This is a genomic window from Acinetobacter sp. YH16042, from assembly GCF_013417245.1.
In the GTDB taxonomy this organism is placed as follows: Bacteria; Pseudomonadota; Gammaproteobacteria; order Pseudomonadales; family Moraxellaceae; genus Acinetobacter; species Acinetobacter amyesii.
In genome coordinates this window covers 143,912-154,505 of sequence record NZ_VPEJ01000007.1, presented here as the reverse complement: position 1 = coordinate 154,505, position 10,594 = coordinate 143,912, and the positions used below count along the sequence as shown (strand labels likewise).

General features: G+C 40.7%; 7 protein-coding genes and 1 pseudogene. 3 read left to right on the top strand and 5 right to left on the bottom strand.

From position 1 onward, the window contains the following. From FTV37_RS07605 to FTV37_RS07590, 4 genes and pseudogenes are all read right to left on the bottom strand, one after another. Nucleotides 1-93 (bottom strand): annotated as a pseudogene (locus tag FTV37_RS07605) (IS1595 family transposase); the annotation flags it as partial. A 364-nt stretch (nt 94-457) separates the two neighbouring features. After that, nucleotides 458-1,465: a Holliday junction branch migration DNA helicase RuvB gene (ruvB, locus tag FTV37_RS07600; RefSeq protein WP_168378058.1), complete on the bottom strand. Its 1,008-nt coding sequence runs from the start codon at nt 1,463-1,465 to the stop codon at nt 458-460. Between the two features lie 242 nt (nt 1,466-1,707). After that, a complete protein-coding gene (gene ruvA / locus FTV37_RS07595; RefSeq protein WP_180063435.1) occupies nt 1,708-2,310 on the bottom strand; it encodes a Holliday junction branch migration protein RuvA in 603 nt (200 codons plus the stop codon). A 110-nt stretch (nt 2,311-2,420) separates the two neighbouring features. After that, nucleotides 2,421-3,761: a deoxyguanosinetriphosphate triphosphohydrolase gene (locus tag FTV37_RS07590; RefSeq protein WP_180063434.1), complete on the bottom strand. Its 1,341-nt coding sequence runs from the start codon at nt 3,759-3,761 to the stop codon at nt 2,421-2,423. A gap of 212 nt (nt 3,762-3,973) precedes the next feature. On the opposite strand from FTV37_RS07590, the gene FTV37_RS07585 reads away from it, so the two are divergent. The 3 genes from FTV37_RS07585 to FTV37_RS17860 all read left to right on the top strand — a co-directional run bounded on the left by FTV37_RS07585 (nt 3,974) and on the right by FTV37_RS17860 (nt 9,687). Continuing rightward, the gene (locus FTV37_RS07585; RefSeq protein ID WP_373683563.1) at nt 3,974-5,008 is read left to right on the top strand and encodes a M20/M25/M40 family metallo-hydrolase; all 1,035 of its coding nucleotides are present in this window, start codon (nt 3,974-3,976) and stop codon (nt 5,006-5,008) included. A 387-nt stretch (nt 5,009-5,395) separates the two neighbouring features. Then, on the top strand, nt 5,396-9,232 hold the full coding sequence (gene purL / locus FTV37_RS07580) for a phosphoribosylformylglycinamidine synthase (protein WP_180063432.1): 3,837 nt from the start codon (nt 5,396-5,398) through the stop codon (nt 9,230-9,232). Nucleotides 9,233-9,558: 326 nt separating this feature from the next. Continuing rightward, complete coding sequence (locus FTV37_RS17860; RefSeq protein WP_257220672.1) at nt 9,559-9,687, top strand: KGW motif small protein; 129 nt, start codon at nt 9,559-9,561, stop codon at nt 9,685-9,687. Nucleotides 9,688-9,721: 34 nt separating this feature from the next. Here FTV37_RS17860 and FTV37_RS07575 read toward each other — a convergent pair whose 3' ends face one another. Beyond that, a complete protein-coding gene (locus FTV37_RS07575) occupies nt 9,722-10,339 on the bottom strand; it encodes a hypothetical protein (protein WP_180040158.1) in 618 nt (205 codons plus the stop codon). Nucleotides 10,340-10,594 lie beyond the last annotated feature (255 nt).

Genomic DNA, 10,594 nt, shown 5'->3' with positions numbered 1-10,594 from the left:
AGCAGCTCTTGCAGTCACTCCTAGCACGAAAAACTCTAGTAGTTTTAATTGAGTTTTCTTATTTAATTTACAGTTAGTTAGCTTCATTTTCATCGATTAACATAGTGCTAATCTAGTACAGCCCCAAATATTATTTTCATCAACTTCTATGGTTTCTTTGCTAAGAATGTTTTCACATTCGACAGTGATAAAATAATTGTATTCGGTGTGGAATAAGCTTTCAAAATCACTCATTTGTTTTGGGCTAAATGAACTGATGGGTTGTTCTCTGGGAATGTGTTCAATGGCACTGTCTAATGGTAGATTTTGAATGTAGTCGCTATTAATTTTGTTAATTATTCTATTCTCAAGATTTATCATTTTAGTCTATTGTTTGTAGTGGCTTGAATTTATTTTAAAATTTAAATAAACATGCAGGGAGCATTTAACTCCCTGAAGTCGTTCAGTGAATTATCGTTTACTTATCTTTCGGCTCTGGTGGTGTCATCCCAAACTGTAAATACGCCATATTGGTGGCAATACGTCCACGTGCAGTACGCATGACATAGCCTTGCTGAATGAGGTAGGGTTCGATCACATCTTCTAGGGTCCCTGAGTCTTCTGCCATAGCAGCAGCTAGAGCTTCTACACCTGCAGGGCCACCATCAAAACGCTCAAGCAGCATTGATAAATAACGACGGTCTAGTGTGTCTAAACCATCTTTATCGACATTCAGCATGTCCAAAGCACGTTGAGCCATCTCTTGGGTTACTTCACCCGTACCTTTAACTTGCGCATAATCACGGACTCGGCGTAATAAACGGTTTGCAATACGAGGTGTCCCACGAGCACGGCGTGCAACTTCCTGTGCGCCTTCGGCAGTCATGGGTACATCCATCAAGTTTGCAGATCGAGTCACAATATGCGTTAAGTCTTTGACAGAATAAAACTCTAAGCGTTGTACGATACCAAAACGGTCACGTAAAGGAGAGGTCAGTAGGCCTGCACGAGTCGTCGCTGCAACAAGAGTGAAGGGTGGTAAATCCAGTTTGATCGAACGGGCAGCAGGGCCTTCACCAATCATGATGTCGAGTTGGTAATCCTCCATCGCTGGATAGAGAATTTCCTCGATGACCGGTGAAAGACGATGGATCTCATCAATAAATAAAACATCACCTTCTTCGAGGTTGGTTAGCATTGCAGCCAAATCGCCTGCACGCTCAAGGACAGGGCCAGAAGTGGATTTTAGGTTACCACCCATCTCACGGGCAATAATATTGGCCAGTGTGGTTTTACCTAAACCCGGTGGGCCAAAAATTAAGGTGTGATCGAGTGCTTCTTCACGGCCACGTGCAGCACCGATAAAGATTTCCATTTGTTCACGGACGACAGGCTGCCCGATGTAGTCATCAAGGGAAGTTGGGCGGATGGCGCGGTCGAAGTGGTCTTCGGGTTTTTCTGAACCACTGATAAGACGGTCTTGCATATAATTAAATCAATCTCTGGCTGAACTTTCGAGGCACAGCCTCAAGTTGTGATTTGTGTTAAGGTGCCATTGTGTAGGCGATTCTCACTTTTGACTGGGCAAAAGTGACAAAACCCATTTGTTAAACTGATGCTACGTCCTTGTAGCACAGTTTAACGGCGACATCCTTGTCGCCTGCGTGATTCACATACTGTCTATAGCTCTAAAGGGCAAAGGATGCACTGCTCATTAGAAAGTAAAAATTATTTATTCATCGACTTAAGTGCTGCACGGATAATGTCGCTGGCTTCAGTAAAGTCACCTTTGGCAGCATTCACTAATTTTTGTGCTTCAATTGGTTTGTAACCTAATGATTGCAATGCCGCTTCAGCTTCGGCTACGGCAGAGTTGCCTGTAAATTGAATTTGTTCAACAGTTGAATTCGTTGGTACCGTACCTGAAGCCATGGCTTTAAAGCGATCACGTAACTCAATCATGAGGCGTTCAGCGGTCTTTTTGCCTACACCCGGAACTTTGACTAAAGTGTTTACATCTTCATGTTCAACCGTGTGAATCAGCATTTCAACACTTAATGTTGATAAAATGCCCAGTGCCATTTTAGGGCCTACGCCGTTGACTTTTAATAGTGTGCGAAAAATCAGTTTTTCTTGAGCATTGCTAAATCCATACAGTAGTTGTGCATCTTCACGAACAGCCAAATGTGTCCACAGGGTAATTTTTTGACCTTTCTGTAGTTGGCAAAATGTAGAAAGTGGGGTGTCAATCTCATAGCCCACACCATTTACATTGAGTAATACTGTTGGTGCTTCCAATGCCAGCACTTCGCCAATTAAACATCCGATCATGTCATTTATTCACTTTATTTCAGTTTAGTCTGAGCTATTTGCTCAATTTCAATTTGTTGTGAGATTAGCTTGAAGGCCAGCGAATTACTAGCCTTCACATTTTTTCAGCTTTAAAAGAAACCAACTTTATTGCCTTGAAGTTCTTGTGCAAGGTTATAAGCCTGATGGTCTGAAAACTTAGAGATGATATCGAGTACTTGCATAATATTGTCATAATGCGACATACCAAAATGTGCTCCTGAACGATGTAAAATAGACATCAATCGTTGCTCTTTAAAGCTCAAAGTTTTATTGGGCGTGGTCAGTGGAATAAAGGCATCCAAAATATTTTGCAAACTTTGGTGTGCAATAATTTCCAAACCTGCCTTATGCGGATGTTCAAAGATTTTATCACGAGCCAGTTCTTTGGCACGGTTAATCCCGATTTCAATATCATCACTGCAATATTGCAATAAACTGCCTTTAAGTTGGCCAGACAAAATTTCATTATGATGACGTGCAAAAGCTGTCGTTACTTCTTCAACCAAACGCTTCATCACACGGCCACGCAAAGCGGCAATTTTCTGCTGCCATGTGGTATCCGTCATTGCAAGTTCGGAAGGAATACCATAATCACCAATCAGGTCAAGGAAAATTGGCTCAACTTCATTATAACTCAACATATTGAGAATAATGCCATCTTCCAAATCAATCAGGGCATAACAAATATCATCTGCGGCTTCAAGCAAATAGGTCAACGGATGACGACAGTAGTGATATTCGCCCAGTTGAATTAAACCCAATTGTTCTGCAATTTGCTGCAAGATTTCTTTTTCTGCTTGATAACAACCAAACTTTGCTCGTTGGCTTGCAGGTTTATTGCCTTGCGATGCAATGGTTTTTGAAAGCCACGGGTATTTTAAATATGCACCTAAAGTTGCATAGGTTAAACGCATACCACCATCATTCGGGTGATAGTCAATTTTAGTCAGTAAACGTAAGCCTTGTGCATTACCTTCAAACTGACGCACATCGGCTTCTTCTTCAGGGCTTAAGTCCTGTAAAAAGTTGGTATGCGATGCGTCATCAAACCATTCTCGAATGGCATATTCGCCTGCATGGCCAAAAGGTGGATTACCAATATCGTGTGCCAAGCACGCAGCTTGAATAATTGCACCGACATCGGCAGGTGAAATCCACATCGGGAGTTCATCTTTAATTTTTTCAGCCGCCAGCATCCCCAATGAACGTCCAATACAAGACACTTCTAAAGAGTGAGTCAGGCGAGTATGAATACCATCGTGTTGGGTGAGGGGATGGACTTGGGTCTTGCGATTAAGCTGTCGAAAGCTTTGCGAAAAAATAATGCGGTCGTAGTCTTTGTGGAAGGGGCTACGTGCCTGTTCAGAACTGTGTTTATTGCTACCAATACGAACTGTAGAAAGAAGTTCAAGCCAACGCATTTGAGTCATTTATCATTATTCAATTATTACTTGAATTGAATAATGCCAAACTTAGCAGAAAAGCACTAGTGTGGGACGACACAACTTGTCTTAAAAGATGTATGAGTGATTTGCCTTAATGAAATGCAAAACAAAACAGAAATTTAAAAATGGGCTGTTAGTATAGATGGGCAAATTTTACCTTTTATCCCATTTTTTAATTTTTAATGAGAATAATTTAAATGTATAGAAAACAATTTCTTCCTACGTTGACTGCACTAAGTTTGGGCGTGACATTTTTTTTGTCAGGTTGTACAAGTTTCAACACAGAAAAAAATATAACGAAAGTGCAGCCAAACCAAAATGTTGCTGCATCAGAAAATAGCATGATGCATCATTTACAAACATTTGAAGAAATTGCAGAACAAAATGGTGGCAATCGTGCAGTAGGTACAGCAGGTGGATTGGCTTCTGCACAATATATTCTTGAACAAGCCAAGAAAGCAGGCTTGCACGCGCAAATGTTGCCATTTGAAAATCGAGAAAAGACCGTTGGGCAAAATATTGTGATTGAGATTGAAGGACAATCCAAAGATACCGCTGTGATAGTCGGCGCACACTATGATTCGGTGAAAATGGGGCCTGGGATTAATGATAATGCTTCAGGCGTTGCAATATTGTTAGCATTATTACAAGACTATGCGAAGCAAAAGGTAAAACCTAAACACACACTATATCTTGCCTTTTGGGATTCGGAAGAGGTTGGTATTGCAGGTTCACAAGCTTTTGTGAAATCACTCAGTGAGAAACAGCTTCAAGGCATTCAAGCCTATATCAATGTTGATATGGTGGGAACAAAGAATCCGAATATCATGATCGCCGATGGTGACCATTCATCAATTGGAGAAATGGCGGCACAGTTTAAAGCCAATGGACTTGCACAAAGTGATTATCAGCCAATCTTAGACAGCATGAGTCAATTACCTAAGCACCCGCAGGATGCTGCATTAGAACAAAGTATGCGTCAATATTTTAAAACCAATAATATGCAGATTAAAGATGATGTAACGACTTTAACAGCAAGCGATACTTTGCCATTTTTAGGGAAAGTTCCCGTTACTTCACTAATTTTATTTAATGAGCAAATGAAAGGTGATGAACTCGAATTTGCACCGTGCTATCACAAGGCTTGCGATACGATTGATGGTGTAGATGTAAACTCACTGAACTTAGCCCTTAATGTAATTCAACATCTATTGTTAGATTTGAATAAATAAAATGTTTCAATTTCAAATGTGAATTGATTTTAGTCTTTATGAATTTCAGGTTTAAATCTCACACATTTAGACCTGAAATTCATTTTCAAATATGGTTTTAAAGCTTGATTAAAAAGTGAGTTGTTGTTGAAAAATAAAACATTTTTCTAGTTTGAATATTATTCTTAGGATGAAATGAAAAAATCAGATAATTTTGTGTTAATCTGTGCGACTAAATTCAATTTTATTATTTAAAAATAAAAGCATTATTGCCTAAACTTCCCGATATAAGCACTACAATTTCACTTTCACATCTAGCTGATTTAACTAATACACAGTAGAATATGCGCTCTCTCAAGTCACATTGTGGCATGGTCTTTTCGATCATCCCGTGGAGCCAAAATCAGCATGTTTATCGTTGCCGGTGCACCTGCACATTCTTCATTTAAGAAAACTCAACTATTATCACGTTTAACGTCAATTAGTTCTGTTCAATCAATTGAAAGTCAATGGGTTTACCTTTTTGACCAAGCGCTCAACGAGCAACAACAGCAATCCGCTTTACAGCTTCTCAACGATGGTCAATCTTTTGAATTGCACCAAGCAGCAAGTGACGAAGTCCAAATTTTAGTGACGCCACGTGTTGGAACCATCTCTCCGTGGTCGTCTAAGGCAACAGACATTTTTGCCAACTGTAATACACCGGTTCATCGCCTTGAACGCGGTGTTTTGTTTACTTTGAAGGGTGTAAATGCTGTTTCTGATGAAGTAAAACTAGCATTACATGATCGCATGACTGAAAGCGTTTTCAATGCTATTGAAGATGCTGCGGCACTTTTCTCTGAAACTGAACCAAAGCCTTTAAACTCAATTGATATTTTGGGTCAAGGTAAAGAAGCGTTGGTGAAAGCTAACTCTGAATTTGGTTTTGCGCTTTCTGATGAAGAAATCGATTATTTAACCGATGCATTCACAAAAATGGGTCGCAACCCGCATGACATCGAATTGATGATGTTTGCTCAAGCAAACTCTGAACACTGCCGTCATAAAATCTTTGGTTCAGAATGGACAATTGATGGCGAAGTGCAGCCATTGTCATTGTTCCAAATGATTAAAAACACCTATAAAGAATCACCTACAGATGTATTGTCGGCATATAAAGATAACGCTTCTGTAATTGTGGGTTTTGACACACAACGCTTCTATCCAAAGCAAGATGCTGAAACAGGTCACCATGTTTATAAGTATAAGAGCCAAGCTGCTCACATTCTTATGAAAGTGGAAACCCATAACCATCCGACAGCGATTGCACCATTTGCTGGTGCAGCAACAGGTTCGGGCGGTGAAATCCGTGACGAAGGCGCAACAGGTCGTGGTGGTAAGCCAAAAGCTGGTTTAACAGGTTTTACCGTATCTAACTTGAATATTCCAGGCTTTGAACAGCCTTGGGAAGAAAACTACGGCAAACCATCTCGTATGGCATCTCCACTTCAAATTATGATTGAAGGCCCATTGGGTGGTGCAGCGTTTAACAATGAATTTGGTCGTCCTGCGTTAAATGGTTACTTCCGTACATTTGAACAAAATGTCAATGGTGATGTAAAAGGCTTCCATAAGCCAATTATGATTGCCGGTGGTTACGGTAACATCCGTCCTGACCATGTAGAAAAAGATGCGATTCAACCAGGCGATTTACTGATCGTACTAGGTGGTCCTGCAATGCTGATTGGTTTAGGCGGCGGTGCAGCGTCTTCTGTAGACAGCGGTAAGTTGGGTGAAAACCTAGACTTCGCATCTGTACAGCGTGAAAACCCAGAAATGGAACGCCGTTGCCAAGAAGTGATTGATGCTTGCTGGCGCATGGAAGATCATAACCCAATCGTGTCTGTACATGACGTAGGCGCGGGCGGTATCTCAAATGCAATGCCTGAACTTGTGAACGATCACGAGTTAGGTGCAATTCTTGATCTTCGTAAAATTCCATCATTGGAAAAAGGCATGTCTCCAATGGAGATCTGGTCGAACGAAGCGCAAGAGCGTTATGTATTGGCGATTCGTCCAAGCTCATTAGAATTATTTGAATCACTGTGTGCACGTGAACGCTGCCCATTCGCTGTATTAGGTGAAGCAACTGAAGCGCGTCAATTGACAGTGAACGATCCATTGTTTGAAAACAAAGCTGTGGATATGCCAATGCAAGTGATGCTTGGCGGTACACCGCGTATGAGCCGTTCATACGAAACGATTGAACGTAAAGGCGATGACTTCACTGCTGAAACAGTCACAGATTTGAAAGATGCGATTTACCGCGTTCTTAAAAACCCAACTGTTGCATCTAAATCGTTCTTGATCACTATTGGTGACCGTTCGATTACAGGTATGGTTGCACGTGATCAGTTCGTAGGTAAGTGGCAAGTGCCTGTAGCTGACGCTGCGGTTACAACGACGAGCCTTGTTGGTTATACAGGTGAAGCGATGGCAATGGGTGAGCGTCCACCAGTTGCGTTGTTGAATCCTGCTGCTTCTGCACGTTTATCTGTAGCAGAATCGATTTCAAACATTATGTCTGCAAAAATCGACCAGATCAGCGACATCAAATTATCTGCAAACTGGATGGCTGCTGCAGGTCAACAAGGTGAAGACCAAGCGTTATTCGAAGGTGTTAAAGCCATCGGTATGGAAATGTGTCCTGCATTAGGTATCGCAATTCCTGTTGGTAAAGACTCATTGTCTATGCGTACAACTTGGAATGATGACGGTGTTGATAAATCTGTAACATCTCCTATGACAGGCGTGATCACTGCATTTGCACCTGTGACTGATGTTCGCAAAACACTTACACCTGAACTTAAAAATATCGAGTCTGTACTGGTACGTATTGATTTGTCTAAAGGTCAATTCCGTCTTGGCGGTTCGATCCTTGCTCAGGTTTATAAAGCAATTGGTTCTGTAACACCTGACGTAGACAGCTTCGATGACTTCAAAGCATTCTTTGCATTGGTTCAAGACTGGAACAACCGTGGTCTAATCAAGGCTTACCATGACATCGGTGATGGCGGTCTATTGGCAACTGTTGCAGAAATGATGTTCGCTTCACGCCTAGGTGTAGCACTTGAAGATCAATCTACTGCAAGCTTGTTTGCAGAAGAAATTGGTGCAGTTCTTCAAATCAGCAAAGCGGATTGGGCTGCATTAGAAGCTGAAGTCGCTGCATCATCAATTAAAGATGCAATTGCAGTAGTAGGTACTGTAAACGATACAGATACTTTAACTGTAAATGGTTTGAGCTTAGACCGTGCTGAATTACAGCAAGCATGGACTGAAGTGTCACATCAAATCCAACGTCTGCGTGATAACGTAGAAACTGCGGATCAAGAATATGCGTTGATTGCTGACAAATCACATGCAGGTTTAATTGCAAAACCAACATTTGATTTGAACGAGCCGATCGAAGCACCGTACATCAATGAACGCCGTCCAAACATGGTGATTCTGCGTGAACAAGGTGTAAATGGTCATGTAGAAATGGCTGCTGCATTCGATAAGGTCGGCTTCAACACTGTAGACGTACACATGAGCGACTTGCTTGCTGGCCGTATCAGTCTTGATGACTTTGAAGGTTTAGTGGCATGTGGCGGTTTCTCTTACGGTGACGTATTGGGCGCAGGCGGCGGTTGGGCTAAATCAGTATTATTCAATCCTAAACTTCGTGACCAATTTGAGAAATTCTTCAACCGTGACGAAACATTCTCTCTAGGTATTTGTAACGGCTGTCAAATGCTGTCTCAGCTTGCACCACTCATTCCGGGTGCAGAAGCTTGGCCTCGTTTCCACCGCAATACTTCTGAGATGTTTGAAGCGCGTGCAGTTAACGTACGCGTTGAAAAATCAAATTCTGTATTGTTAGAAGGTATGGAAGGTTCGATTCTTCCTATCGCTGTAGCACATGGTGAAGGCCGTGTAGTTGCTAGCGCGGAAAACATTGCAGCATTGAATGCAGGTGATCAAGTGATCTTGCGTTATGTAGACAGCCAAGGCAACCCAACGCAGCATTACCCAATGAACCCGAATGGTTCGCCAGAAGCGATTTCAGGTGTAACGTCTAAAGACGGTCGTGCAACGATTATGATGCCGCACCCTGAACGTAACTTCCGTGCGATTCAGCATTCTTGGAAACCAGAAGATTGGGATCAAGACGGTGCTTGGTTACGTATGTTCCGTAATGCACGTAAATTTATTGGTTAATCTTAGATAGATGAATCATAGAAAAGAGCCGCCTTCGGGTGGCTTTTTTATGGTTAAAATTTACCAAAAGATATATTAATTATTGTGAATGCTTGTTTTTACACATATAATCGCTTTCGATTTTTAACCACCTACGGGTGGTTTTTTGTTGGTTTTTAAATTTTATTTCTCCCACTGAACTTGGTTTAGATTTTGCTTTTATATTTGTGGAAACATGCTAGTGTGTAATTTATGCACAATAACTATGCAAGATAAAAGACAGCAAGATAAAAGAAAGATGGATAAGTAAACGAGTTCAGTATCAACACTCATGATGAGGTGATGACATGATTAAAATAGTAGAATATTCGGCAGTGGATAAGTCTGCGCTGCGTAAAAAGGGTTGGAAGCTTTTTGGTGCAGTGGTGTGTTTGCAGTTGGTGTTTTTATTTTTGGGTTATGCGTTGCAGATGTAATATTTGAACAATTGAAACCGCCGTGAGGCGGTTTTTATAAGCCTTCCGCGTTAGATGGTAACAAAGCACTATATTTTTCTTTCAATTGCTTTTTAAACTTCTTATCCCAAATAATAAAATCAATACCACCATCATAAGGTGCAACAATAATTTTTTTTTCAAATGAAACGAGAAATGCATGAATTTCTTCATTTGCAATTTTTAATAATAAATCATCATGTTTTTTAGGCTCCCATATTATTTGAGTGTATAAGGGTATAAAACAGACATCATTTTCATCACCATCATCAAAGTATTCAGGATCTATCTGATGTAGATTCATAGAAGGTGATTCTATTAAATTGTAGGAAATGATTTTTCTTCTATCATACTCCGGGTGGAAATAATTTGGCTCTGGCTGAGAATAATGTGGCGTAACATAATTACCTGTCACAAGGTAAACCGAGGTATCTAAGCCTAAACAATCTGTGATGATCTGATTTTGACGATCTAATAAAAGTAGCACTTCTTCTGTTGTGTCTGCATATTGTTTAGACTCGGGCAAGCTATGCATACGAAACCAATATTCCGAAAAATAAAATTTTAATACGTAAGGAATAGGTACTTTATTTGGAAAGTGATCATTCCATTGTTGTTCAAAGGTTTTAGTCATTGTTAATCTTTATATATTCTTAATGGGTTTAATATAACTTAGCATTAGGTAAATTTTCATATATCAAATGCAATGCTCAAGCTTATCTACTTCATACCTGAATAGCATCTTGAATCTACCAAACTTGCCGTATTTGAAGCAGGTGTCAGAGGTAGGCAATTTTGAGCACTGTACGTGGTAAATTTAGAGACAATACCAACTCAACATTTAGTCCGACAGAGTCTAACGGGCGACATCCATGTCGCAGGTTCCGTG

Excerpts from the sequence above, each read along its gene's own strand:
- ruvB (WP_168378058.1), bottom strand. The coding sequence starts at position 1,465 with ATGCAAGACCGTCTTATCAGTGGTTCAGAAAAACCCGAAGACCACTTC.
- ruvA (WP_180063435.1), bottom strand. The coding sequence starts at position 2,310 with ATGATCGGATGTTTAATTGGCGAAGTGCTGGCATTGGAAGCACCAACA.
- FTV37_RS07590 (WP_180063434.1), bottom strand. The coding sequence starts at position 3,761 with ATGACTCAAATGCGTTGGCTTGAACTTCTTTCTACAGTTCGTATTGGT.
- FTV37_RS07585 (WP_373683563.1), top strand. The coding sequence starts at position 3,974 with ATGTATAGAAAACAATTTCTTCCTACGTTGACTGCACTAAGTTTGGGC.
- purL (WP_180063432.1), top strand. The coding sequence starts at position 5,396 with ATGTTTATCGTTGCCGGTGCACCTGCACATTCTTCATTTAAGAAAACT.
- FTV37_RS17860 (WP_257220672.1), top strand. The coding sequence starts at position 9,559 with ATGATTAAAATAGTAGAATATTCGGCAGTGGATAAGTCTGCGCTGCGT.
- FTV37_RS07575 (WP_180040158.1), bottom strand. The coding sequence starts at position 10,339 with ATGACTAAAACCTTTGAACAACAATGGAATGATCACTTTCCAAATAAA.